Below are 23,869 nucleotides of genomic sequence, written 5' to 3' on the forward strand. Positions count from 1 at the left end.
CCGCTACAGCACCACTTCGCGGCCCGTCCTGCTGGACTCGTAGATCGCGGAGATGATCTTGATGAGCTCAAGGCCGTGGGCGGCCGGAGCGGCCTCGGCGGCATCGCCCCGGGCGGTGGCCAGGAACTGCTCCACTTCGTTGCGGTATGCCACGGTGCTAAAAGTCGGCGAATCCAGCACCGGCGATATGTCCAGCAGCGTGTCGTGCTGTTCGGTGAAGATTTCCAACGCCGGCTCCAGCTGCGCGCCGCCTTTGTCTCCGAAGATTTGGACCTTGGTTTCATCCGCGCCGTGCATCGAGTAACTGGTGTCGAAGTGCATCACTGCGCCGTTGCTGAACTTGATCAGTGCCGTCGCAAGATCTTCGACGGGGTCCGCCGGTGGTCGTGCCGGATCGAAATCGGCGGAGAGATACCGGCTGAAGTTCGAGATATTGTTCCGTGCACCGATCTTGTGGAAGACAGTCCCAGAGACCGACGCCACGGAGGGGCAGCCCATGAGCCACCAGCAAATGTCGATGAAATGGACGCCCAGATCGATGAGCGGACCTCCGCCGGACAACGCCTTGTCGGCGAACCAACCGCCGGGATTTCCTACCCGGCGCAGGCAGGTGGCCTTGGCATAGTAGATCTGCCCGAGGTCGCCGGCGTCGATAAAGCGCTTGAGTACCTCGGCGTTGGGCGAGAAACGGCGGACGTACGCTACCTGCAAAACGGCGGCACTCCTCTGGGCGGCAGCAGCAACAGCCAAAGCCTCCCTTAGGGAGGCCGTCATAGGCTTCTCGACCAGCACATGCTTGCCGGCCTCGAGCGCCGCAATCACGATTTCGGCGTGCGTGTCATTGCGCGTGCAGATGCTGACGGCGTCGATCTCGGGATCCGCCAAGAGCTCCTTGTAGTCCGTGAAGACCTTGACTGCACCGTATTCCGCGGCCCGGCTTCCGGCCCGCGCAGCGTCGATGTCGCAGACAGCCACCAGGTGCGCCGACGGCGAATCGCGGTAAGCGTCCAAATGCATGTCCGAGATGGTCCCGAGCCCAATGACCCCAACATTCAGGGCCCCCATGTCAGCAGTCCTCCCACAGTGCGGCGGCATTACGCAGCGACTCCGGCGTCGCTGTGAGGCAGTCCTCGCGGCCCTCGTATTCCACGGAACACGGGCCGCTGAAACCGAAGTCCTTGATCAAGCGGAGGACACGCGGCAGGTCCATGTCCCCGAGTCCGAACACGGAGCCTTGGATATGGTCGCCTGCCAGCGTTTGCAGCCAGCCGCCACCGGGACTTCTCTTCCGGCGGTAGAAATCCTTCAGATGCACCACAGATGCGTAGGGGAGGAGTTTGGCGACGGCCGATTCCGGCAGCTCATCGACGCACAGGAAATTGCCGATGTCCAAGGTGACCTTGAAATTGTCGCGGTCCACTGCATGCACCAACTGCAGCAACCGTTCGCTGACGTTGAAGGCCATGCCGTGGTTTTCCACGCTGGTGGTGATTCCCAAGGTTGCCGCATGGTCGGCGAGTTCCCGGGACGCCGGGACCACCTGCTCCAGGGCATCGCGGTATTCGGCGTATGAGGTGGGGCGCCAGGCCCACGGCACTACATCGTGGCGGAAGCGGCTGATCCCCATCCGGTGGGCCGTGTCCAAGTGCATCTTCACCCGGGCGATCTCAGCCGCTGGGTCTGTGCCAAGGAAATCGGCCCCCACCACATAGTTGACCAAGGCGATCCCGGACTCCTCTCCATGCTCGCGCAGTCCTTCGGCCGCCGCGTGGTTTTGGGAAAGGTCCACGCCCAGTCCCGCCTCGGCCACTTCGAGATGGCTGGCCTGATGTGATGCCGCCCAGCCGGGCAGGTCCAAAAGGCCCACTCGTCCGTCGGCCAAGGCTCCTGCCAAACTGTACGTACTCAGCCCAATCTGCATTGTTAGATCCTCTTCCGTGGATTCCGCGCGCCGTCACTTGCGAGCCCACGTTAGGCAGGATTCCAGGCGAAAAGTGCTGGTTGAACTTCATTCGGCATTGAACTTTTGCACCCGTGCCCCGGTCCCGCCGCGAACCTCAATATGGTGGCAGGCATGATCGAAATGAAGCCCCGGATCCTCATTACCGGAATCGCCCTCGAGGCCAGCACCTATTCCCCTGCCCGGACCCGCATCCAGGACTTTGTCCGGCGGGATGGCCAGGAGATCTTGGACCAGTACCCCTTTTTCGCTCTGGGCCATCCCGTGCGCGAGGCGGCGGATTGGCTGCCGCTAGTCCATTTCCGATCCATCCCGGGCGGGTCCGTCCCTTCCGCCGATTACACCGAGATGAAGCAGACGATTCTTTCCGCTGTGGCGGATGCCTTGGGCGAGGGCCCGGCGGACGGGCTCTATTTCGACATCCACGGTGCCATGAGCGTGGATGGCGTAGACGATCCCGAGGGCGATTTGCTCCTTGCCCTGCGCGGTCTCATCGGCCCGGACGTCCTGGTGTCCAGCGGTATGGACCTGCACGGCAACGTTTCCTGGACTTTGGCGCACCAACTGGACATCCCCAGTTGCTACCGCATGGCCCCACACGAGGACTGGCTGGAAACCAAGGAACGCGCCGCCGCGAACCTGCTGGAGCGACTGGCACTGCCGGAGGCCACCCGCCGCCCTATCAAGGCCTGGGTTCCGGTGCCCATCCTGTTGCCCGGGGAAAAGACCAGTACCCGATTGGAACCGGCCAAATCGCTATATGAGGAAGTTGCGGTGATCGCTGGTCGGCCAGGCGTGCTCGACGCCGCACTGTGGATCGGTTATGCCTGGGCAGACGAACCGCGCAACCGGGCCGTGGTGATGGTCACCGGTGACGACGCCGACGCCGTCGCAAGCCATGCGGGCCGGCTTGCAGCCGACATGTGGAACAGACGGGACGAGTTCCGTTTCGTGGCGCCCTCGGCGCCGCTCGCTGAATGCCTCGCGGCAGCGGAGGCAAGCACGAAGCGCCCGTATTTCATCAGCGATTCCGGGGACAACCCCACGGCCGGGGGAGCCGGTGACGTCACCTGGACCCTGCACAAACTCCTTGAGCACCCACCCATAGCAGCCGGAACGATGCAGGCCATTTATGCCTCGATCCCGGATCCCGCCGCGGTGGACCATTGCATTGGCGCCGGCGTCGGTGGATCCGTCTCTGTGGAGGTGGGTGCTCGCGTGGACGGCACACAGTCCGGCCCGGCGCGGCTGGACGGCATTGTTGAGCATCTGGCCCAGGGCGACTCCGTGGCCATTGACGAGGCAGTCATTCGCGTTGGCGGGCTGCGCATCATCGTGACCCGGCGGCGCAAGCCGTACCACCTGGAATCAGACTTCCTCAGGAACGGCTTGGATGCCCGGACAGCCGACGTTGTGGTGGTCAAGATCGGCTACCTCGAGCCGGAGCTCTTCGACATGGCTTCGGACTGGATGCTGGCGCTCACCCCAGGGGGCGTGGACCAGGATCTGCACCGGTTGGGCCACCGTCGGATCGCGCGGCCCATGTTCCCGTTCGACGACGGCGGGGTGGCACCTGACCTGAGCGCACGGTTGGTGCCTGCGTCGAACCAGCCGGCCGGCGTCGAGCGCTGAGGGGGCCGGTGCGTCCGGGGCTCCAAACCGGACCGAAACTAACTTCGATTCTGAACTAAGTTAGCGGCCCTTCCGAAGCATCATTCCTCCATGATTTCGTTTGCTGCATGGTCAATCGACCCTGTGAGTTCAAAGTGGAGGAAGCGATGAAAGAACTTAGTCGACGTGGTTTGCTCGGTCTGGGCGGAGCCCTGGGTGCCGCAGCCTTGCTGTCCGCATGTGGCGAGGCCTCGGGCTCCGTCTCTTCGGACAGCCTCTCCACTCCGGCAAAGCTGCGGGTCTGGTTCATGAAGGACTCCGTGTCTGACAAGGCCCAGGCGTGGCTGAAGCAGGAGTTCGAAAACAAGTTCCAGGGATCCACCCTCACCATCGAGCAGCAGGAGTGGGATGGCATCGTCCCGAAGCTCCAGACGGCTCTCGCCAGCGCCGAATCGACGCCGGACATCATCGAACTTGGCAACACCCAGGCGCCCACGTTCTGTGCGGTGGGAGCACTGGCCGATCTGAGCGGTATGAAAGAAGAGCTGGGCGGTGCAAATCTGACCCAATCGCTCGTGGAACTCGGCAGCTTCGAGAACAAGATGTACGCCGCACCCTTCTACGCCGGAAGCCGGATCGTGTTCTACCGGAAGGACATGTTCCAGCAGCTTGGGCTCGCGATACCGAAGACCATTGACGAGCTGACCGCCGTCGCAACGAAGATCCAGACCGGCAACCCCGAGAAGAACGCACACTTTTCCGGGATGTTCCTGCCCGGGATTTCATCACAATCCGCGTTCGCCTGGGTCTTCAGCAATGGCGGACGACTAGCCGTGCAGAAGGACGGGAAATGGGAAGGCAGCTTGTCCTCGCCGGAAAGCCAGAAGGCCATCGCCCAGCTCCAGCAATTGTGGACGACCGGCTCCACCACCGGAACCATCACCGATTCGACCATCGGTTCCCAGCCGTACACCGCTTTCAATACGGGCGAGGCGGGGATGTTCTTCGGCTTCAACTTCCATCTGAAGAAGATCAAGAAGGAACTCCTGGACGCCGGCAAGGTGGGGTACTTCAACTTCCCGTCGCCCAAGGGTGACGCCGTAGGCAATCCTTTTGCCGGCGGTTCCAATGTGGCCATCTCGAACAACAGCAAGGCACGGGGGCTGGCCAAGGAGGCCCTCAAACTCATCTTCAGCAAGCCATTCCAGGAGTTCTTCGCGACCGAGGGAGGCTGGGTCCCGGGAAACCTGAACTACGCCGCAGCCCTCGGGCAGGACGAATTGTCCAAGGTCACCGTCGAGGCCGTCAGGAATTCCGTGGGCACCCCGGCAGCAAAGAACTGGGCGTTGGTGGAGAGCGCCAAGGTGGTTGACGACTTCTTCGTGGCCATGGGCGCGCTGAAGGACCCCGTTGGGCTGGCCAAGACGGCCGACGCCAAAATGACCGAAATCCTCAACAGCAAGTAGGCCCGGCGGGAAGCAGAAAGGACCGAAGCCATGACCGTAACCAGTACGCGTGCGAAGCCGGAAAGGATCCTCCCCGACCGGACTGAAGCAGCGGCCCCGAGGAAACGCAGGCGCAACCCCCTGCCATACATCCTTCTGCTTCCCGCGGTGCTTATTGTCCTGGTGGACATGGGCTACCCGTTGCTCCGCCAAATCACCATGGCGTTCCAACACTTTTCCCTTGAGCAGCAGTTCGGCAAACCGGCGGAATTCGCAGGGCTCGACAATTTCACACGGGTGCTTGGCGATTCGGGATTCTGGCTCACCCTGGGAAGATCCCTTGCCTTCTGCCTTGTGTGTGCCGCACTGACAATGGCCATCGGGATCGGAGGTGCGCTCCTGCTCACTAAACTCTCGCGCCCGGTCTCCGTCTTCGTCCAGGCCGCCATGCTGCTGGCGTGGGCGATGCCAGTGTTGTCCTCGCTCCAGGTGTTCCAGTGGATCTTTGATTCCAGGTCCGGGGTGGTCGACTGGACACTGGCCGGACTGGGACTGCAGGGGATGGCTGGCTACAACTGGTTTTCCAACCCCCTGACCTTCTTCGCAGTAGCCGCCATCCTGGTCATCTGGATGAGCGTGCCGCTGGTGGTCTTCATGGTGTACGCATCGGTCACCCAGATCGATGAGTCCATGCTGGAGGCCTCAACGCTGGACGGCGCCAACGGCTGGAAGCAATTCCGCGAAATCACCGTACCCACCATCGCCCCGGTTCTCCTGCTGGTCACGATCCTCGAAATCATCTGGGACCTGCGGGTCTTTACGCAGATCTTCATCCTCCAGAAAAACGGCGGCATCACCGAGCAGACCAACGTCCTTGGCACCTACGTCTACCAGGTGGGCTTGTCCGGCGGCGACTACGGCGTGGCTTCCGCGACCGCCCTGATCATGCTGCTGATCACGTTGCTCCTCACGTGGCGTTATGTCACCCAATTCCTGAAGCAGGGAGAAGTCTGAATGGCCCTCAAACCCAACCCCGTCCGCCGCTCGGCGGCCAACATCACGGGCCTGGTCTTCGGTCTGCTGTGGATTTTCCCGGTCTACTGGTTGGTCAACAATTCGCTCGTCACGGACGACGCCTTGCAGTCGCGCACTCCGTCGTTCCTGCCGCTCGACTTTACCTGGGCGCACTACGAAACAGTGCTCCACGACAGCCGCTTCTGGTCCGCCCTGCGGATGAGCTTCGGCGTTGCCCTGATTGTGGTGGTGGCTGCGCTGCTTTTCGCCTTTTTCGCGAGCATGGCGCTCAGCCGCTTTCGATTCAAAGGCCGCAAGATCGTCATCATCTCGGTGCTCGTGATCCAGATGATCCCGGCTGAAGCCATGTTCATTTCCCAGTACAAGATGATCGACAGCTGGCACCTGCTCAACTCCGTCCTCGGCCTGAGCCTGCTGTACATCGGGGCATCCGTGCCTTTCACTATCTGGATGCTCAAGGGATTCGTTGACGGGGTCCCGGTGGAGCTCGAAGAGTCTGCCATGATCGACGGTTGCTCCCGAATGGGCGCATTCTTCCGGGTGACCTTTCCGCTGCTGGGCTCCGGACTCGTGGCCTCCGGGATCTTCGCCTTCTTGGCTGCGTGGAACGAATACACGTTGGCACTTGTCCTGCTGAGCAGCGACAACAGCAAGACACTTCCGCTCTGGATTCAAGGCTTCAGCGGCCAGAATCAGGCAACGGACTGGGGCGGGATCATGGCCGGGTCCACCCTCATGGCGCTACCCGTCATCATTCTCTTCGTCATCGTCCAGAAGAAGATGGCCCAGGGCCTCGTTGCTGGTGCGGTGAAAGGCTGACATGCAGCTGAGCGTACAAACCGCCGGTTCCCCGCCGACGTCGTTGATTCTGGGACCGGGCGCTCCGGTGATGGTTTTCGACGTCGGCGGAACCGACCTCAAATACGGGGTCGTGGATTCCACCGGCCGCTTCACGCACCAGGGAACCACGCCAACGGCCATAGCCTCGCCGGGGGAGTTCCTGGACCAACTGTCCGGCCTCGTCGCCACCAACCGAGCTGAGCCCCCGGATCGACGGCCCCAGGCAATCGCCGTCAACGCGCCGGGGATTGTGGATGCAAGCACGGGCGTCGTGGTCTCCGCCGTGAATCTAGGGTGGACCGACTTCGCGCTCTCCTCCGCGTTGGAGGACCGCGTAGGGCTTCCTGTGGTGCTCGGCAACGACGTGCAGGTGGCCGGTTTGGCAGAGCACCGCCTGGGTGCCGCGAAGGGGCTGCGGAACGCCCTGGTGTTGGTCATCGGCACCGGAATCGCAAGTGCGGTCATCCTGGACGGCGAGGTGTACGACGGCGACGGATACGCCGGAGAAATCGGCCATGCCCGCATGGAGCCACTCACGAGCACAACGGCCATCCCGTGCACTTGCGGCGCGTCGGGATGCCTGCAGACGGTGTCCTCGGCGTCCGCCATCGCGCGCAACTATTCAGCCGTGTCCGGCGTGCCCGTGGTTGGCGCGAAGGAAGTCATGGAGGCCGCAGCAGCGGGTGATTCGGCCGCCGTCGGGGTCCTGGACCAGGCATATGACGGGCTCGCGCTGGCGATCGCGCAGAGCGTCGCCCTTCTGGCACCGCAGGCCGTCATCTTCGGCGGCGGCTTGTCCAATGCCGGCGACGCGCTCCTTGTCCCGGTGGCGGAACGGCTGGACTCTATCCTGAGTTTCCACCGCAGGCCCTTGCTACTTCCTGCGCGGTTCGGCTCTTCGGCAGGGCTTCTCGGCGGCGCGGTGCAGGCCCGTCAGCTACTCTGCAAAGAGCGGCCCACCGGCGGGCGGCAGATACCGAGCCCCTGGAGGGACTGACTTTGGGTTACAAGCCTTCCTACGCCAAGACCGTGAAAAGAACCGGCCCCCGGGACATCGCGCTGACCGAATACTCCTCCAGCATCCTGTCCATGATCGCCAGCGGCCGGGCGAGGTCCCGCGCCGACCTCGCGCGCACCCTGAACCTCGCCCCGTCCACCATCACCATCAAGGTGAACGAGCTGATGGAAGCCGGGCTCATCAGCGAGAGCGGTTCAGGTTCGGCGACCGGAGGCCGGAGGCCCACCCTCCTGGAACTGGTCCCGGACGCGGGCTTCATCCTGGCGGCGGACTTGGGCGCCCATCATTTGTGGGTCGGCAGGCTCAACCTCTCCGGCAATCTGCTTGTCTCCGAAATCAGGACCATCGACATCAACGACGGTCCCGAAGTGGTTCTGCCCCAGGCTGCGGCGATGATGCGTGCCCTCAGCGATCCGGCCGTCGACCCTCCGCTGCGCGGCGTAGGGATGTCCTTGCCCGGTCCGGTCAACTTTGCCTTGGGTGCGCTCGACTCGCCGTCCAGGATGCGTGGCTGGCACGAATTCAAAGTCCGGAATTGGCTTGCCGAGGAATTCGGGACTTTGGCGGTTGTGGACAACGACGCCAACATGATGGCTCTGGGTGAGCACACGCTGCGCCAGCGGGAATCACCCGATTCCAAGGTCCGGCAGAACACGCTGTTCCTCAAAGCAGGTGCCGCGATCGGCTGCGGGCTCATCATTGACGGGCAGGTCTACCGGGGCTCCACCGGCGCTGCCGGAGACATCGCCCACGTGCAGATCCCGGCCGCGGGCGACGCGCCATGCTCTTGCGGCAACCGAGGCTGCCTGGAGACGGTGGCCAGCGGGTCCGCCATCATCCGTGACCTGGCCGCCGTCGGGATCGATGCAGCGGACGTCAACGACATTGTCCGGCAGGTCAACAACGGCGACCCGCACACCACAACACGAGTCCGTACTGCCGGCCGGATTCTGGGGCAAACCCTCAGCATTGTGGTGAATTTCGTGAACCCGGATGTGGTGGTGCTGGGCGGCGGACTTTCGCAATTGGAGCCGTATGTCGCCGCTGTGCGCTCGCAGCTATACGAAAGCTGCCATCCGCTCGCCACCAAGAACATCGTGATCGAAGCCTCGCTCGCCGGTTCGCAGGCAGGCCTTCTCGGCGCGGGACAGCTTTGCCTGCGCACCGTGCTTGCCTCGTGAACATTCGGCCCGTCCAACCGGAGAACCATGAAGATTGAGATATGCGTCCAGGACCTGGACGGTGTTCGCTGTGCCATCGAAGCCGGCGCGGACCGCGTCGAACTCTGTTCAGCGCTTGAGGCCGGCGGCCTCACCCCGAGCGCCGGCCTCGTTGAGGCAGCCGCCGAGCTTGCGCTCGACGCCGGTCGCCAGGATTTCGTCCACGTGCTTATCCGCCCGCGGCCGGGCGGTTTTATCTATACACCGGGTGAAATCGAGGTCATGAGGCGGGATGTCCGGCAGTCACTTGCCCTCGGCGCCGACGGGGTGGTCGTCGGACTGCTGACCGCTTCAGGCGACGTCGACGTCGCGGGCGCCGAGGCGCTGATCGATGCGGCGGGCGGGACTTTCGTCACGTTCCACCGTGCGGTGGATGCGGCCCGGGATCCGCTTCAAGCCGCGGACGACGCCGCCCGGCTGGGTGCGCGGCGCATTCTCACCTCGGGCGCAGCCCGGGCCGCGGGCGACGGTATCGACATGCTCAAACGCATGGTCGCTGCCCTACCCAGTGAGGTTTCCGTCATGGCCGGCGGCGGTGTCACTGAGCAGGCTGTTCCTGCGCTTTTGGCCGCGGGAATCCGTGACATACACTTCTCAGGCCGTAAGCTCATGGTCGATTCCGCCCCTTCCGGGCCAGGCGGCGGGGATGGGATACGCTCAGTCACGCATCCGGCGACAGTGGAGCGGATGGTCAGGGCAATGCGCACCGCGAAAGCTGACATGACGATCGGGCCACGATTTTCGCCACTATGTGGGGAATAGCAGCTGCATGGTGTATGTTGCACATTCGCCAGCAAATATACAAGAGAAGAGATAACACCAGGTGGCAACCGATTACGACGAACTCCGCTCCGACGTCGCGGAATCCCAAAGCACGTCACTTCAGGCCCTGCAGTCTGCCAATGCTCCGGACGCTCGCAGCGTTGTGCGGGAGCTGGACGAAGCCGATGCTTTTGAAGGCAATGAGGTACCAGGTGGCGAATTCGTAGCTGAGGAACTGATCATTGCGGTCGTTCCCCAGAAGGAAGACGAGTTCACGTGCTACTCGTGTTTCCTCGTCCGTCACCGCTCCCAAATCGCCCGTGAAAAGAACGGCCACGCGTACTGCGTGGAGTGCGAAGGCTGATTCACTTCAGGCCCAGCCCGGTCCCTCACAGTTGCGTCCCACACTGTTGCGTTCATCACAGGGGATTCAGGCGCTTCTTCTTGGCGAGCTTTTCATAGCGGGCCCCGGAGTCCGCGGCTCGCTGCTCTTCGGCAGCGAGCAGAGGGCCGTAAGGCGAGTTGTCCTCCACTGACCCGACGGTATCGTTTGCGAGGCGGAGCAGCACCGAACGGCTTACAACGCTGTCCTGGTGCTCGCCTAGGATCTTCTGGATCTTCTGGGCGTTGCGTGCCAGCTTCGCAGCGGGTTTACCGTGGACGTCCTGCAGGGCTTCGGCTGCATGCCGCAGCCGTTTCGCATCTTTGCGGACTTGGTGCAATGCCATGTCACGTTGCGCGCCAGCCTGCTGGGCCGCTTCCTTCTGGGAACGACGCACCCGCTTGATCGCTTTCGCGGTGAGCTTGGCCGTGACGGGACGGGCCTTCTTTCCGGCTCGAGGTCTTGTAGGAGGCTCGTCGCGGAACGTTTCAAGGGCGTCCAAGAGCCGGAAATATCGTTTCGTTCCCAAGGAGCGGAGCATCTCGCGGTAACCGGAGTTGAAGGCGGTCTCGAGTTCGTCGCTGATCCTGGAGGCGGCTGTAGCGGGCACGACGCCATCGGCTTGGTCATTCAGCAGTTCCCCGATCCGGTCGCGCAGCACCTCTGCATCCCGGGCCTTGCCCAGGACCTTGGTCAGCCATTTCAGCTCGGCCTTGAGCCGATCCCCGGCGTCGGCGTCGAAGAGCCTGCCGTACGTGGACAAAGTCGAGCGGAGCCTGCGGGTAGCCGAGCGCATGCCGTGAACGGCGTCGTCGGCGCCTTGCCGGACCCCGGAGTCCAGCGCGGTGATTTCGGCAATCTGCGCGGCAATGTAGGCAACTACTGCGTCTCCCGCAGAACCCTTCGGACGGGCTCTCGGTGGCGCCGGCACGGCGGCTGGCCAAGCGGTTCCGAATGCGCGGGCCAGCTTGGAAGCGTGCCCCGAGGGGGTTGCGCCGGTCCCTGACAAGACGCGCTCCGCACTCTCAAACAGGGCTTCATCGCCGTGGACCAGCTCTATTTCCCATTCCCGCCATTTCCTCTCCATCTGCACTGGGTGCAAGGTCTCGGCTGTCACGTGGTCATCCGCGAAGTCGGCCAGGGTGACGTCCTCGCTACCGTGCAGCCGGTGCACAGTGCGGCGGGTGTGGATCCGCGCTACGGGCCTTAGTTCGTCGTCGCGGGTGAACACGAGGACCTTCTCTGCCAGTTCCTCTGGAACGGTCTCAGGCTGCCCCAGCGGCGCCTGTATCTCCACGCGTGTGCCCCGGTCTGCTGGAAGTTTCAGATGCCAGCCTGAATCGGTGCCGCCGGTTCGGCGCCGCAAGGTGATGCGATGTTTGGCGAGGATGAGGCTGTCCGTGTCGAAGTAGACGGCCTCGAGTTGATGATCTGCAGGGTCACCGACTTGATCGACGCCGGTGATGTCCACGAACGCGGGAAGGGGTGTTTCCAAGTCAGCGTCATACTTGCGTTCTGTTTCCACGGATTCCTGGGTCGACATGTCGTTTCCCGTCCTTCTCGTAGCTTGACCGCACCTATAGGCATCCTCCCACTAGGCCTCTGGCAGGGAAAGACCGGGCCAAGGTATCTCCAGCGGCTCCCTTGCGGGCGCGGGGATCTGGGGAAGAATGTGGGCATGACTTCGACGCCGAGCCTTGGTCCGTTTGTTGATGATTTCTCCGGGGATGCCTCGTGAACGCGTTCGTGCTGGTGCCCGGAGCAGGTGGCTCAGCCTGGTATTGGAGCCGCGTCGTCCCCCTCCTGCAGGAGGCAGGCCACGATGCCGTAGCCGTTGATCTGCCGGGAGACGACGAAAGTGCGGGCCTGCCCGAGTACGCGCGCTTGGTTGGGGCGGCAATCAGTGGCCGAACCGACGTCGTGCTTGTTGCGCAATCGCTTGGCGGTTTCACGGCGCCCATGGTGGGCGCCCGGCCTGGCGTCGCGGAGATCGTGTTCGTCAACGCGATGATTCCCAACCCGGGTGAGACCCCTGGTGCATGGTGGGACAACACGGGCTGGGAGGACGCACGCAAGAGTGCTGCCGTGGCCGGCGGCTACAGCGAAGAGTTCGATGTGAACGAGTACTTCCTTCATGACGTTCCGCAGGAGGTGGCGGCCGAGGGGGAACCGCACCAGCGGCCCGAGGCGAACGCAGTCTTCGCGTCGCGCTGCGAATTCATGGAGTGGCCTCCCGTGCCCATCAGAGTGCTCAGCGGCGAGGGGGACCGGTTCTTCCCGCTCGGGTTCCAACGCAGGGTAGCCCGCAATCGCCTCGGGCTTGAACCGGATGTCCTTCCCGGCGGGCATCTCCTTGGGCTGTCGAATCCGGCTGGCGTTGCGGACTACCTCTTGCGTCGATGAACTTTTTGCGATCCCGGGCGTCCGATTCCCTAGACCGGAATCGGCCCAAGCCCTAAGATCACTCTGACGGCACCAGCCCTGCGCTGATCGATGTCCGTCGCGGTCTCACCCTTAAACGTGAGCGCCGGGTCCGTTCCGCGACTCCTGGGTCTTCGAACGGGCCCGGTCGACCTCCGCTGGGACCACCTATCCGGAGGAGGCCTTCCTATGAGTGAAGCCAACAAGGAACTGGTGCGGCGCCACTTCGAGGAAATCTGGAACCAGAGACAGCTGGACGTCTGCGACGAAATCATGGCCGACTCGTACGTGGAACACGCCTGGGCTCCTTTCGGGACTACCGAGCCGGGCGCCGTCGTCGGTCCCCGGGCGATGCGTGAAACTGTGCAGTGGCTACTTGCCCAGTTTCCCGACATCACCATGACGATCGAGGCGATTGCCGCGGACGGCGACACGGTGGCCGTCCGCGTCTTGTCGGAAGGCACCAACCTCGGGCAGCTTAACGGGCGGGGTCCTGCCACCGGCAAACGCATGTCCGCGCGTCAATCGCACTGGTTCAGGATCGAGGACGGCAAGCTGGCTGAGCATTGGGCCACCCGCGATGACCTGACGGCGATGCTCCAGTTGGGCGTCGTCAAACAGCCCGGGCCGCCCAAAATCGTGGCTGTGTTCCAGCGCCTGGCACGTCGCCGAATCGATAGTTAGAGAGTAATTACTCGTAGATGGTGACTGCAGCCCGCCAACGGAGGATGCTTGATTGTTGGGAGGGAAAATCATGACACGAGACGTGACTCATTTCGAGCACCTTTCGGCGTGGACCGAAAACGACATGAAGCCAGCCGTCGGCAAGCTGTTGCGCGGTGATGGTTTGCCTGCCGATGCCCGGGAAAGCAACCATCCCTCGCCCCTGGATTTCCAGATTCCTCAGGAACTGGATCGCGCCTTGGAGTCAGCTTCGCAAACGCTCAGCCTCACGCCCAGCGAGATCCTGCGCGAGGCCCTGTCCGAATGGCTGGGGAGCCACGGACAGCCAGCCACGGGCCACCATCCGTTCGGGAAGCACACCGCGCTGTAACGGGCTGCGGGTCGCGGACCGCGGAACTGCAGCCGTTACTTGAGGCTGCCCTGAACAGCGTCTCCGTGCCGCGCCGAACGGAACGGCGATGCCGCAAGGAACACCGCCGCCGCCACGAATCCCGCGATACCGATCCACAGCGTCGGCTGGTACCCGATTGATACCGCGAGCAGGCCGCCGGCGGGTGCGCCGACCACAATCATCGCCCGGTTCGCGGACCTTATTGTGGTGTTCATGCGTCCCTGCAGGTGGTCCGGGGTTACCGCTTGCCGGTAGCCCATCTCGTTCGCGTTGCTCAGCCCTAGGGCGAGTCCATAGAGGGCTTGCCCGGCGGCCAGGAAGAGAATCACGAGCCACTTCTCGCCGCTGCCGGCAGGCACGACGGCGATGATCGCCCAAGCGATCGACATGAAGCCATTGCAGATGATCACCGCCCGTCCGGCTCCCCATCTCATCCCGAACCTGGTCGACAAGCTGCTTCCGATCAGCCCGGCGGCTCCAGCGGCCGCAAGCGTGATGCCAAGTTCGAACGGAGACAACCTCAGTTCGAGCAGGACGAAGGACACGAAGACGGTTCCGAGCATGCTGTTGGAGAGGAACCACACGTGGGATCCGACGGCCATTGGTGCAAGGACGCGGTGGCGGTAGACCCAGCGGAGTCCCTCGGCGATCTCCGGGCGGAGACCGCGCGGTGACGTACCGGAAGCTTCCCGGGGCTCCAGAACGCGAACCCGGGAGATCGCCAGCGCGGAAAATAGGTAGGATGCGGCATCTGCGAGGACGGCGAGGGGAGCTCCCAGGAGCGTGACCAAGCCGCCGGCAATGAGCGGACCGGAAGTCTGGGCGGCGGCATCGCTTTGGTCAGCCCTCGCGTGTGCCGCGAGCAAATCCCGCTTGGTCACGATCCGTGGGAAAAACGATTGGGACGCGGCGTCGCCGAAGAGAGAGAACACTCCGAAAAACGCAACGAAGACGATGAGGACAACGAGGTTCAGCCGTCCGACGGCGTAGAGAACCGGAATGGCCAGCAGGAGGATCCCCCGCGCGAGGTCTGTCCCTACGAGCACGGGCTTCCGTGGCCGTCTGTCGACGAGGGCACCTGCGACCAATCCGAAAGCGAGGTAAGGGAGCCACCGGGCCGCGTTCAGCAATCCGACGTCGGTCGCGGTGCCTCCGAGCCCATCCAGCACCAAGACCTGCAGCGCCAAGGTAGTGATGTAGGTTCCAAAGCCCGACACCGTGTAGGCCGACCAGAAAGCCAGGTATCCGGGAATCCGGAAAACGTCCCGCGGGTTCGGACCATCCATGGGGTTTCAGCTTCTGTTCAGGGGCACGCTGAAGCCGACAAAGCGGACACCGGAGCCGACGCCGGCCGCCCGAGGACCGGGCGCCCATGGCCAGTCCTCGGGTCGAGAATGTAAACCGCCTTTAGCCGCCGCAGTACTTGCTGTAATTGGTGCCCGCGTTCTGGTAATCGTTCTTCATGGCATCGAGCTTCGCGGTATCCGGTTTGTCCTTCGAGGACTCGTCCAGGTAGTCCACAAGCGTCTTCAGGGTGGGCTTCAGCTCATCCGAGGACACGGCTTCGATCGGGCGGAGCTGGTTGGCTACGCGGATGGTTCCCGTTTTGTCCGTGGTGTTCGTGGGGTTCGAGATGACGGTCTTGACCCGGCTGCAGGTGTCCGCGGTGCTCAGCTGCTGCGGTGCCGAGCAGGCTGAAGCGGAGAGGAGGAGCCCGGCCGCGAGCAGGGTTGTGGTGATTTTCTTCATGGTTCCCTCAGTAGTTGCTGACGTTTGATTGTAAGCAGACGGGGCGTGGCGCCCAATGCAGGCTTAGCCAGCGGAACGGTCCTTTTCGTACAGCCCAGGCTCGGATGAGTACAAGGGAGGGGTCCCTCGGCCGTCCGGCCGTGGAACCCCTCCAGTGTTCGAAGCGCGCTGGATCAGCGCTGTGGGAGGGTTTTGGTCCCCTCGATCTGAACGGCCTGCAGCTTGTTCGGATCCAGGCCAAGGGTCTTCAGGATGGTCGGCGCAATCTGCGTCGTCTCGACCGCGGTGGTCACCGTCCGGGCGTGTTCGTCATTGGCCCCGGAGATCACGAGCGGCACATCGCGGTCGTCCGCGCTGGCTCCGCCGTGTTCGGCGATCTTGGACTTGCCGCCGGTGTAAACAACGCCGGTCTGGGCGATCCCCAAGATGTCCGGGTAGCGTGCATCGCTGGTTTGGGTGCCGAAGTAGTTTGCAACTTCGCTGCCCGCATAGACCTTGCTCAACCCCGAGGTTGTCACGGTCTTGGCAGTTCCGTTGATGTCGTTCCCGGCGGCACTGTGCGTTGCGAGGTAGTCCTTGGCGAACTGCGCTGCGGCCTGCGAGTGGTCCGAAAGCCACAGCTGCATGATGTCGTCGTCGGTGGAGAACGCCACGAGGTCTGCGGAGCCGGGGTGGGCCGACTTCCATGCTGCGTTCAGGCCGTCGATGATTGCGCTGTCAGGCACCCTCGTAAGCGTCGAAGCGTCCATCGGCGACTGCCCGTGCTTGGCAGAAAGGATCACAGTGGTGTCCTTTGCATGGCCGGAAGCCTCTAGTGCGGACTCGAACTTACCCACGGAGGCGTTGACGAAGTCCAGGGCTTTGCTCAAGAGCGGCCCTGGAACGGTGCCGCCCTGTAGGTAACCGCCGGTGAGGCCGTCCGACGTCGGGAGCTTCTGTGCCGTCGAGACGGCCTGGAAGTTCATCCCGAAGATGCCCGGGACTGCGGCCGTCTTGGTGCCGGAGTGGTCCTTGCCGTCGATTTCGTTGAGCACGGCCTGGACCTTGTAGCCGTCGTACTGCTGGGTCGCTGCGTTGTCCTTGGTCCAGTCTCCGTTGAAGGGAGCGGGTGCGATGCTGTTGATCTCAGGGGTGAACAGGTCATCGAGGCCCTTGCCGGAGGGGCCGTTCAGGATCTCGTAGGCCGGGTGCTTGTCCGACCACGCCGTGGTCAGGCCGGCGCTCTTCGCCACCTCGAAAACCGTGTTCACCTTCAAGTACTGGTGCGGGTAGACCGGCTTGCAAGTCGCCGGGTCAACCGGGAGCGCGGCCGGGTCGAGGAGTGCGCCGGGCTGTCCCGTCATGTTCAGGATGCTCGCCGGAAGCCCGGGCAGGCCCTGGCCGGCGTCGAGGGCGTTCTGGTTCTTGTCGGCGGCTTCGGTGAAGGCCACTTCGGCGCCGGGCGCAGTGTTCTTGCAGTCCGTTGTGCCTGCCGGCAGGAGTGCCCTGTTGAAGGTGTCGTCATAGTAGACGCCGGTTGTCCCGGGATTTCCACCGGTCAGCTGGCCGACCATGCCGGGGAAGGAATCCGAAGGCACGGGAGTCTGGGCGTGCGTATAACTGGTGCCGTGGTTGACCAGCGACGCCAGTGCCGACGTCGGGTGGTTCTTCACGTACAAATCCAGGTCCTTCTGGTGGAGCCCGTCCACCGAAAGCAGCAGGACGTGCTTCGATGTTTCGCCCTGGCCGCCTTGGCCCTTGCTGTCTGATCCTTGCTGGGCCTGGACGTCCTGGCCGCCGCGGGAAGCGTCGTCGGCCATCGCCGGCGCCACCGCGGATCCGGCCATCAGGACGGCCCCCAGGACTGCTGCTGTGGCAAGCCCGTTTTTCTTGGCTGTCTTCATCAAAATAAGACCCTTCGCTATTGCGTGCTTATCGATCGAGAATGCGTCCCCGGATGATTCTTGTTGTGGCGAGGGGATCCGTCTCGCCGATTGGGCCTCACCGCGGAAACGTTCACGATAGGTTCAATTGCGGGTAGCTGAACTCTTCCGAAACTCACAGGAAATCCGCGTACCCCTAGTTGCCAGGGGGCGCGGGCGAACCTCGGCGCTGAACCTGCTCCGCTCTTCGGGGTAGTTTTCGAGGGAGTTTGGGACCGTCGACACTCAATGATCGCTCTCGGCACCACCTAATTTGCCCCTTTTTGCCACTCAATTGCGGAGAAACACCACTCAGTGGCCCAATTTCGACCTTAGTTTCTTCTTGGTTGCACACCGCGCGCCGGTGTTCAAGGGAACGTGCCTGTCCCTTGCCGATGCAGTCACTCGCACTGTCGGCGAACCCGCCGACAACCTCGTGAAAGGAACTCCTCTTGACTACCAAAATTCGCTCCGGTCGTAAGCGTGCCCTGCTAACCGGCGGTTCGCTGCTGGGCGTCACCGCGCTCCTGACGGCTGCTGCGTTCACCGACTTCGCCAACCTGAACATTGGCAACGGAACCGCTGATTCCGGCGTTGGCGGCAACAACCGCTTCAACATCCAGGTGGTTGGAACGGATACCGCCGGCCTGCCTGTTCCGGGCACATGGCAGGAAGCAAACACTGCCGCAGGTGTGAACGTCAAGGTTCCCGGCGCGGACCTGATCACCCCGGGCGACACCGTGTCCGTGTCGATTCCCTTCCGCAATGAGAGCCCCGCCCTCGGTGCTGCCATCTCCTTCGGGTTGCAGGACCGCGCCGGCTACACCTCCAGCCCCGCATTGGTTAGCGCCCTCCGCTACACCGTCACCTTGGACGGCAAGGCAATCGCGACCAACGTCAAGCAGGCCGACGTAACCGCCCTCAACCTGGGCACCTACACCGCCGGGAAGGAAGGCGTCCTCGGCGTCAGCATCAACCTCCCCGACCAGGGTAGTGCAGCTGCCAACAACGCACTGCAGGGCCAGGTCTCCTACGTCCAGGCCCACTTCGACGCCTCCTCCGTCAAGTAGTCGGAACGATAACAGGTGGGGGCCTTCGGGTCCCCACCTGCACTTGGCCTACGCGGCCTCAATGAACGGAGCGCTTGGACCCATGAAGGACACAGTATGAGGACTCACCGCCACGGGTGGTTGCGGCTGTTACTCGCAACCGGATCCTTGGTTACGGCGGGTGCGTTGATCACCGCCGCCTCATTTACCGACAGCGCTGACGTTGACGTCGCACTGGACGGATCCCGCAATACTTTTGACATTGTGGCCGCAGGGAAAGCTGATCCCTCATGGCTGCCGACGCCCGCTGATTGGGACCAAGCCAACCCGCGGGGATTGCGCATCTTCCTGACCGGGGATCCCAGCGGGTACACCATGGCCCCAGGCAGCGTCCTGGATTTGAGGATCGCGGCGAAGAACAACAGCCCTCGCCTGTCCAGCCTCATTGGCCTGCGCATCCTCGATCCTCTTCCACGCGGCGCTGAGAAAAATCCGAAGACCGGCACCTACCTGGAACTCTTCGACCAGCTGGTTTTCACAGTTTCGGATGGTGGGAAGGTTCTCCTTGACCACCTCCCTGCAGCGCAGTTGACGGCAATCACTTGGCCTGATCCATTGCGTGCCGGCGAATACAAGCTTCTCGATGTTCGGGTCGAACTTCCCGACACGGTGGACAACCGATGGCAGATGGCCGCAACAGATATCCAGTTCAGCTTTGAGGCGGTGAACCCATGACTAGGAGGACAGTGAAGCGCGACGGATGGAAGCGGCTGACCCTTGGGCTCGTGGCAGCCGTGCTGGTTCTCGGCGCCGGCACCACTGCGGCCGCCTTTACGGACTTCGCCCGCGTGAACCTGGGGACGGGCGCCGCTGGTTCAGGCCTCGGCAATCCGAATCGCTTCGACATCGCGGTAAAAGACAGTGCGGGAGTGCTGCGCGATGCTGATACGCCGGAGACGGCCGTTGTCCTGCCGCTGTCAGCGGGGACGGCCTTCTCTGAAAGCAAACCGGTTGAGTTCGATGTATCGGTAACGAATCGAAAACCCGGGGTCAACGGTAATTTGACGGTCTCCCTGTACGATCCAGACCCACAAGGTGGCGATCTGTTCGGCACGCTGCTTTTCACGGTCTACCTCGACGGCGCAGCAACGCCCGCGATCGCAAACGCCACCGCACAGCAGGTCAATCAGGCTTGCCTCACGTTCCAGAACGTCGCTCCCGGTGAACAGCGTGCCGTCCGCGTATCAGCGGTCCTGGCTGCCAACACTGAGGCCCAGGCGAGCGGAAAATCGACCCAACTTGGCGTACTGACCAACGGAGAAAGCAAATGATGGCGCCCCGTAGGATCCGCCCGCTGATCGCGGTGATTGCCGCGGTCTTCCTTGGACTCGCGCAGCCTGCCGGCGCCTCGGCTGTGGCCTCGGATCTCATCGATACGGCACCGACGTCGCTGGTTATTGACGCTCCGGCTCCTGGGGAATCCCAGGTCTGGAACATGTCCGTACGGAATGTGGCCGGCTCACCCGTACCCCTTGCATTGGAGATTACGGGACGTTCTGATGTCCTCTTCTCCGGAGCCGCGCCAATGGAACTGACCATGAACACTCTAGATGGCACTGCGGTCGTCGAGCGGATCCGTGTTGGAGAAGTGCTCGGGCGCACGATCAAACTGCCCGAACTTCAAGCCGGCGCCTCATACAACTTGGTGGGGACGGTGACGCTCCCACGCGGCGCTGACAATTCCTACCAAGGCGCCAGCGGGAACCTGAAATTCCACTTCGTCACAAGCATTGATCGACCCAACGTCACGCCAGAAAAACCCGCGTCTAGGCCCGATCTTGCGAATACAGGCCTCAGGAACTTGATTCCAGTCGGTGTCGCGGCCGCGCTCCTGCTGGCCGTCGGCTTTGGCCTCATCCTCGTTCGTCGAAAGAAGCCCGCTCATGAGTAAGCCTTCAAACATTTCTCGTCGTCAATGCCTCGCGGCGACGGGCCTGTTTGGGCTCGCCACGTTTGTTGGTGCTGCTCAAATTCCCGTAGCCACAAGCGCCGCGTACAAGGATAAGACGCACGCCCGCTCGGAGGCCATCCCGGCGAATGCCGGGCCTCCGTTTGCCGTCGGCGTCTCCAAGAACTCCCGCATGGTAGACACAGGGATGGGAGTCGGAAACGACGGAAACGTCTACGTGTGGGGCCTTACGTTCTACGAGATCAACGGCGATATTCCCACCTCCGGATGGCAGAAGCCGCCGCAGAAGGTCGCCGGCATTCCCGACGGAATTGTTCGGCAAGCGACTGGCCAGATCTACAACGCCAACGCTCTGGACAAGGACGGCACGGTCTGGGGATGGGGCTCTTACAACTTCCGTGACGGCACAGACGCGCCGAAGCCCAATGGCAACGCGAAGCAAGTTCGGATAAACACCGCGTGGAATGGTTCCGGGGCAATCCTGGACAAGATCGTCGCGATCTCCTCCACTGAATATGCCGGTGCCGGCATCCGAAGTGATGGCACCATCTGGCATTGGGGGTATCCCGTTGGCTACGGCGGAAACGCTGCACCGGGCGCAAGCCAGCTTGCCGGCCTGCCGGACCCATCTGTCGCGGGTAACCGTCCCATTTACCTCAAGGGCGCCTACACCAACTTCTTCGTCATTTTGGAGAATGGCGACGTCTACTATTGGGGAGGCACGGGCGGAAACAGTCTGCCCTCTGGCCTATCCGATACCGGCGCAACTCCTAAGCTCGTAAGTCCGCTTGCTCCTTGGTTCAAGCGAAATGTGGCGCCCGGCGCTCCATATATTGTTGCGGTCGACGGCGGCATCAACATGGGTGGTGCCCTGCTCTCCAACGACCAGGTACTGAGTTGGGGAACTGACGCTAGCCGTACCGGGCGAGGCCCAAGCACCACACCGACCGTGCCCGCTGTGGTTCCCTCGCTGTCCCAGATTAAATCCATGCAGTTCGGGTTCACCGGAGTTGCATTGCTCAACGGCGCCGGAGAGCTCTGGGGCTATGGCGCCAGCGACGACTACGGTCAATTCCCGCAAAACCCGACCCGAATCGATACTGGCGTTGTGCAGTACGGATCGGGCCAAGGCTTCTACCTCTGGCAAAAATCTGATGGTTCGTTCTGGGGCAGGGGATACAACCCCCAAGGAGCGATTGGGCTCCCTATCGGAACTCAATTCGCCAACCGTAAGGTCTCGTGGGATCTCGGAATGGTGACGAAATGAGGAAGCTGACTATGAAACGACCCGTACGGCAAGGGGCGGGGCAACGGAGCGGGAAACTCCGGCTCGCAGTCACGGCAGGCGCACTTGTCGCGGCGACCGTTACGGCCACCAGCGCTGCGGCGTACGACTTTGCCAATCTAAACATCGTCGGCGAGGCCCTCATCGAGACTCCGCGCTTCGACATTGGCGTTGTGCGGGACAACGGAACCGTGGAACAAGCCGATACGGAAGCCGGATTTGATTGGGCCGTCGCGGGAGCCGCTGACCTGATACCTGGCAAGTCGGTCGTCACCGTGATCCCGGTGTTCAACAACACTTCTGTCTTCAAGGCGGATACGAGTTTCAAGATCATCCTTCGAAACGGCGACGGGACGGTTGCTGCAGGAGTACCGAACATCCTTCCATTCCTGAGGTTCACCGCAGCGGACGAAGCGGGCAAGCTGTTGTTCACCAATGTCACGTGGGACCAAGCAAAGGGATCGCTGGGTGTCCTTGAACCTCGCTGGGGTGCGGTGTTGAACCAGGGAGATGCTTACACTCCTGCCGCGGACGGTTCTGCGAAGAAATTGAAACTCACCATCACGTATGTAGACGGCCCTGACGTAGAGAAGTACAACGGTGGACAGGCGGCGCTCGCCGTGCTCTTCGACGCGGTTTCAGTTGCTCCATGAACACTCGTAGTGGAAATCCGGAAACGCACCGGTTGACGGAAAGCCAAGAGGATCAGCTCGGCACACGGACGGGCTGCCCGGCGGACCTTAAGGAACAGTGCGGCGGAATTGATGAACTGCTGAGCGAGGCAGGGGGTGAGCCGGCACAGGGCGAATTCCGGCAGGAGGAGATCCCTGAGGAGACGGCGGAGCAAGTGCGCCAGCATCCTGCGTTGCGGGCTTACGGTGCCTTCCGCTCGATCATCTTGTCGCTCGGTGCGCTCCTGGGAGCCGCTTGTATTCTTGTGTTCGCTGTCTCGCTTCTCTTCGGAGTTCGGCCCCTCGTTGTGGTTTCGGGATCAATGGAACCGACGATACCGGTGGGGTCAGTCGTCTTGTCGCAACAAGTACCTGCCGGCGAAATCGAGGACGGGAGCATTGTCACGGTGGAGCGCCCACGCGGCTTGGGTTTGGTTACGCACCGGCTCGTCAAGTCCGTTCAACCAACACCAGACGTCTACGAGTACACGCTCAAGGGTGATGCAAACACCCAGAACGACCCCGAGCCCTACAAGGTGACTACCACCGGAAAATACATCTGGCACATCGTGGGGTTTGGTTATCTGGCAGCCGTCCTACAGTCCTCATACGGCATCCTTATCGCCGGTGCGGCTGGGCTTGCGCTGCTGGCCCTCTTCATTCTGGACCCGGCGCGATTCGCACAAGGTTCTGTTGCCAGTGCGCGCAGGCGGAGGCGCTGATCAAATTGGAGGATCAGCGCCTCCCCGGGGCCCGAATGAGTCATGTTCATGACTGGCTTGTCCGCTCCCGTCTTTCGGGACGGGGCGGACGCCACAGGTCCCCTATGGCTTGGGGTTTGCCGGCCCTTTCCTTGCTGCATTTCGCTGACAAGTACTCTGCCAGGGCTGGCGAAACCGTATCCTTCACTGCCTTGATCCATAACGCTTCAGAGAGACCTGTCACAGCAGTGGAGCTTATTTCGCGTTCATTGACCAACGCCAACGTTGAACAGTTGGCGTTCGATTCCCAGCCCAGCCCTGAGCGAATGACCAGTCCATATCTCGGATCTGGCGAAAGCGTGAGCTTGGACTTTAGCTATATCGTCCGCCAATCCGATGTTCTCCATGGCGGCGAGATCGTCAGCGCCATGGAAATACGATTCGCAACGGATTTCGGACGGGCCTGGGATACATGCGAGGCCGTGGTCAACATGCGCGGTTCCCATCGCGGTAGTTGGCTGCAAGGCCCGGAGCAGACAGCCTCCACCGATTTGTGAGTGATCGTCTTGGTTTTGTCCTGGTTGCCTGATTCTGCATGGAAGCGCCGCAATCTTCCGGCCGGGTGGTGGCTGTTGCCGTCGGCTCCTCCTTGGCGTGCTTGAATATTCGGGCCGGACTCGTCTCGATACCCGTCGTGAAGTGCTTGCCCCGGGTTCAAATGGTAATGGGCGCAGAGTTAGGAGTCTTCAGTGTTCCAGGAAGAAATACGCCGGGC

Annotated in this window: 25 protein-coding genes; 19 read left to right on the plus strand and 6 right to left on the minus strand. The window is 62.5% G+C overall.

Annotated features, from left to right (window positions below; genetic code table 11):
* Positions 1–3 precede the first annotated feature (3 nt).
* Positions 4–1,065 (minus strand): Gfo/Idh/MocA family protein, encoded by a 1,062-nt coding sequence (locus AC4CS3_RS22320; RefSeq protein ID WP_490785283.1) that lies wholly within the window; start codon positions 1,063–1,065, stop codon positions 4–6.
* A 1-nt stretch (position 1,066) separates the two neighbouring features.
* Entirely contained in the window at positions 1,067–1,921 is an 855-nt protein-coding gene (locus tag AC4CS3_RS22325; RefSeq protein WP_490785284.1) for a sugar phosphate isomerase/epimerase family protein, read from the minus strand.
* 153 nt (positions 1,922–2,074) lie between these two features.
* Here AC4CS3_RS22325 and AC4CS3_RS22330 point away from each other — a divergent pair, with 153 nt between their 5' ends.
* The 8 genes from AC4CS3_RS22330 to AC4CS3_RS22365 all read left to right on the plus strand — a co-directional run bounded on the left by AC4CS3_RS22330 (position 2,075) and on the right by AC4CS3_RS22365 (position 10,255).
* Entirely contained in the window at positions 2,075–3,592 is a 1,518-nt protein-coding gene (locus AC4CS3_RS22330; protein WP_490785285.1) for a M81 family metallopeptidase, read from the plus strand.
* 146 nt (positions 3,593–3,738) lie between these two features.
* Positions 3,739–5,037, plus strand: a complete 1,299-nt coding sequence (locus tag AC4CS3_RS22335; RefSeq protein WP_490785286.1) for an extracellular solute-binding protein — start codon at positions 3,739–3,741, stop codon at positions 5,035–5,037.
* Positions 5,038–5,067: 30 nt separating this feature from the next.
* Positions 5,068–6,030, plus strand: coding sequence for a carbohydrate ABC transporter permease (locus AC4CS3_RS22340; RefSeq protein WP_490785287.1), 963 nt, complete (start codon positions 5,068–5,070; stop codon positions 6,028–6,030).
* The gene (locus AC4CS3_RS22345; protein WP_345447285.1) at positions 6,031–6,870 is read left to right on the plus strand and encodes a carbohydrate ABC transporter permease; all 840 of its coding nucleotides are present in this window, start codon (positions 6,031–6,033) and stop codon (positions 6,868–6,870) included.
* A gap of 1 nt (position 6,871) precedes the next feature.
* A complete protein-coding gene (locus AC4CS3_RS22350) occupies positions 6,872–7,888 on the plus strand; it encodes an ROK family protein (protein ID WP_490785288.1) in 1,017 nt (338 codons plus the stop codon).
* A gap of 2 nt (positions 7,889–7,890) precedes the next feature.
* Entirely contained in the window at positions 7,891–9,090 is a 1,200-nt protein-coding gene (locus tag AC4CS3_RS22355) for an ROK family protein (protein WP_490785289.1), read from the plus strand.
* Positions 9,091–9,117: 27 nt separating this feature from the next.
* Complete coding sequence (locus AC4CS3_RS22360) at positions 9,118–9,891, plus strand: copper homeostasis protein CutC (RefSeq protein ID WP_490785290.1); 774 nt, start codon at positions 9,118–9,120, stop codon at positions 9,889–9,891.
* A 61-nt stretch (positions 9,892–9,952) separates the two neighbouring features.
* Positions 9,953–10,255, plus strand: coding sequence for a DUF4193 domain-containing protein (locus AC4CS3_RS22365; RefSeq protein WP_059389433.1), 303 nt, complete (start codon positions 9,953–9,955; stop codon positions 10,253–10,255).
* A gap of 55 nt (positions 10,256–10,310) precedes the next feature.
* On the opposite strand, the gene AC4CS3_RS22370 is transcribed toward AC4CS3_RS22365, so the two are convergent.
* Complete coding sequence (locus AC4CS3_RS22370) at positions 10,311–11,816, minus strand: CYTH and CHAD domain-containing protein (RefSeq protein ID WP_490785291.1); 1,506 nt, start codon at positions 11,814–11,816, stop codon at positions 10,311–10,313.
* Positions 11,817–12,007: 191 nt separating this feature from the next.
* On the opposite strand from AC4CS3_RS22370, the gene AC4CS3_RS22375 reads away from it, so the two are divergent.
* From AC4CS3_RS22375 to AC4CS3_RS22385, 3 genes are all read left to right on the plus strand, one after another.
* Positions 12,008–12,676, plus strand: a complete 669-nt coding sequence (locus tag AC4CS3_RS22375) for an alpha/beta fold hydrolase (protein ID WP_490785292.1) — start codon at positions 12,008–12,010, stop codon at positions 12,674–12,676.
* Between the two features lie 207 nt (positions 12,677–12,883).
* On the plus strand, positions 12,884–13,378 hold the full coding sequence (locus AC4CS3_RS22380; protein WP_490785293.1) for an ester cyclase: 495 nt from the start codon (positions 12,884–12,886) through the stop codon (positions 13,376–13,378).
* Positions 13,379–13,448: 70 nt separating this feature from the next.
* Positions 13,449–13,748, plus strand: a complete 300-nt coding sequence (locus AC4CS3_RS22385; protein ID WP_490785294.1) for a ribbon-helix-helix domain-containing protein — start codon at positions 13,449–13,451, stop codon at positions 13,746–13,748.
* A 35-nt stretch (positions 13,749–13,783) separates the two neighbouring features.
* Here AC4CS3_RS22385 and AC4CS3_RS22390 read toward each other — a convergent pair whose 3' ends face one another.
* From AC4CS3_RS22390 to AC4CS3_RS22400, 3 genes are all read right to left on the minus strand, one after another.
* Complete coding sequence (locus AC4CS3_RS22390) at positions 13,784–15,055, minus strand: MFS transporter (protein WP_490785295.1); 1,272 nt, start codon at positions 15,053–15,055, stop codon at positions 13,784–13,786.
* 121 nt (positions 15,056–15,176) lie between these two features.
* Complete coding sequence (locus AC4CS3_RS22395; RefSeq protein WP_437771456.1) at positions 15,177–15,518, minus strand: hypothetical protein; 342 nt, start codon at positions 15,516–15,518, stop codon at positions 15,177–15,179.
* Between the two features lie 173 nt (positions 15,519–15,691).
* On the minus strand, positions 15,692–17,401 hold the full coding sequence (locus tag AC4CS3_RS22400) for an alkaline phosphatase family protein (protein WP_490785296.1): 1,710 nt from the start codon (positions 17,399–17,401) through the stop codon (positions 15,692–15,694).
* A gap of 470 nt (positions 17,402–17,871) precedes the next feature.
* Here AC4CS3_RS22400 and AC4CS3_RS22405 point away from each other — a divergent pair, with 470 nt between their 5' ends.
* From AC4CS3_RS22405 to AC4CS3_RS22440, 8 genes are all read left to right on the plus strand, one after another.
* Positions 17,872–18,489 (plus strand): hypothetical protein, encoded by a 618-nt coding sequence (locus tag AC4CS3_RS22405; protein WP_490785304.1) that lies wholly within the window; start codon positions 17,872–17,874, stop codon positions 18,487–18,489.
* 96 nt (positions 18,490–18,585) lie between these two features.
* A complete protein-coding gene (locus AC4CS3_RS22410; protein ID WP_490785297.1) occupies positions 18,586–19,203 on the plus strand; it encodes a hypothetical protein in 618 nt (205 codons plus the stop codon).
* Entirely contained in the window at positions 19,200–19,799 is a 600-nt protein-coding gene (locus tag AC4CS3_RS22415) for a hypothetical protein (protein WP_490785298.1), read from the plus strand. Before AC4CS3_RS22410 ends, AC4CS3_RS22415 begins: the two co-directional genes overlap by 4 nt.
* Positions 19,796–20,419, plus strand: coding sequence for a hypothetical protein (locus AC4CS3_RS22420; protein WP_490785299.1), 624 nt, complete (start codon positions 19,796–19,798; stop codon positions 20,417–20,419). The genes AC4CS3_RS22415 and AC4CS3_RS22420 overlap by 4 nt, the downstream gene beginning before the upstream one ends.
* Positions 20,412–21,704: an RCC1 domain-containing protein gene (locus tag AC4CS3_RS22425; protein ID WP_490785300.1), complete on the plus strand. Its 1,293-nt coding sequence runs from the start codon at positions 20,412–20,414 to the stop codon at positions 21,702–21,704. Before AC4CS3_RS22420 ends, AC4CS3_RS22425 begins: the two co-directional genes overlap by 8 nt.
* Before the next feature lie 11 nt (positions 21,705–21,715).
* Positions 21,716–22,375 (plus strand): hypothetical protein, encoded by a 660-nt coding sequence (locus AC4CS3_RS22430; protein WP_490785301.1) that lies wholly within the window; start codon positions 21,716–21,718, stop codon positions 22,373–22,375.
* Positions 22,372–23,115: a signal peptidase I gene (locus AC4CS3_RS22435; RefSeq protein WP_490785302.1), complete on the plus strand. Its 744-nt coding sequence runs from the start codon at positions 22,372–22,374 to the stop codon at positions 23,113–23,115. The genes AC4CS3_RS22430 and AC4CS3_RS22435 overlap by 4 nt, the downstream gene beginning before the upstream one ends.
* A 248-nt stretch (positions 23,116–23,363) precedes the next feature.
* Positions 23,364–23,651 carry a hypothetical protein gene (locus AC4CS3_RS22440; protein ID WP_490785303.1) on the plus strand — a complete coding sequence of 96 codons (288 nt, stop codon included), beginning with the start codon at positions 23,364–23,366 and terminating at the stop codon, positions 23,649–23,651.
* The last annotated feature ends 218 nt before the right edge of the window (positions 23,652–23,869 follow it).

This window comes from Arthrobacter sp. SE2 (assembly GCF_058244265.1).

Coding starts and splice junctions, on each gene's coding strand:
- AC4CS3_RS22320 (WP_490785283.1), bottom strand. CDS start 1,065: ATGGGGGCCCTGAATGTTGGGGTCATTGGGCTCGGGACCATCTCGGAC.
- AC4CS3_RS22325 (WP_490785284.1), bottom strand. CDS start 1,921: ATGCAGATTGGGCTGAGTACGTACAGTTTGGCAGGAGCCTTGGCCGAC.
- AC4CS3_RS22330 (WP_490785285.1), top strand. CDS start 2,075: ATGATCGAAATGAAGCCCCGGATCCTCATTACCGGAATCGCCCTCGAG.
- AC4CS3_RS22335 (WP_490785286.1), top strand. CDS start 3,739: ATGAAAGAACTTAGTCGACGTGGTTTGCTCGGTCTGGGCGGAGCCCTG.
- AC4CS3_RS22340 (WP_490785287.1), top strand. CDS start 5,068: ATGACCGTAACCAGTACGCGTGCGAAGCCGGAAAGGATCCTCCCCGAC.
- AC4CS3_RS22345 (WP_345447285.1), top strand. CDS start 6,031: ATGGCCCTCAAACCCAACCCCGTCCGCCGCTCGGCGGCCAACATCACG.
- AC4CS3_RS22350 (WP_490785288.1), top strand. CDS start 6,872: ATGCAGCTGAGCGTACAAACCGCCGGTTCCCCGCCGACGTCGTTGATT.
- AC4CS3_RS22360 (WP_490785290.1), top strand. CDS start 9,118: ATGAAGATTGAGATATGCGTCCAGGACCTGGACGGTGTTCGCTGTGCC.
- AC4CS3_RS22370 (WP_490785291.1), bottom strand. CDS start 11,816: ATGTCGACCCAGGAATCCGTGGAAACAGAACGCAAGTATGACGCTGAC.
- AC4CS3_RS22380 (WP_490785293.1), top strand. CDS start 12,884: ATGAGTGAAGCCAACAAGGAACTGGTGCGGCGCCACTTCGAGGAAATC.
- AC4CS3_RS22385 (WP_490785294.1), top strand. CDS start 13,449: ATGACACGAGACGTGACTCATTTCGAGCACCTTTCGGCGTGGACCGAA.
- AC4CS3_RS22390 (WP_490785295.1), bottom strand. CDS start 15,055: ATGGATGGTCCGAACCCGCGGGACGTTTTCCGGATTCCCGGATACCTG.
- AC4CS3_RS22395 (WP_437771456.1), bottom strand. CDS start 15,518: ATGAAGAAAATCACCACAACCCTGCTCGCGGCCGGGCTCCTCCTCTCC.
- AC4CS3_RS22400 (WP_490785296.1), bottom strand. CDS start 17,401: ATGAAGACAGCCAAGAAAAACGGGCTTGCCACAGCAGCAGTCCTGGGG.
- AC4CS3_RS22410 (WP_490785297.1), top strand. CDS start 18,586: ATGAGGACTCACCGCCACGGGTGGTTGCGGCTGTTACTCGCAACCGGA.
- AC4CS3_RS22415 (WP_490785298.1), top strand. CDS start 19,200: ATGACTAGGAGGACAGTGAAGCGCGACGGATGGAAGCGGCTGACCCTT.
- AC4CS3_RS22420 (WP_490785299.1), top strand. CDS start 19,796: ATGATGGCGCCCCGTAGGATCCGCCCGCTGATCGCGGTGATTGCCGCG.
- AC4CS3_RS22425 (WP_490785300.1), top strand. CDS start 20,412: ATGAGTAAGCCTTCAAACATTTCTCGTCGTCAATGCCTCGCGGCGACG.
- AC4CS3_RS22430 (WP_490785301.1), top strand. CDS start 21,716: ATGAAACGACCCGTACGGCAAGGGGCGGGGCAACGGAGCGGGAAACTC.
- AC4CS3_RS22435 (WP_490785302.1), top strand. CDS start 22,372: ATGAACACTCGTAGTGGAAATCCGGAAACGCACCGGTTGACGGAAAGC.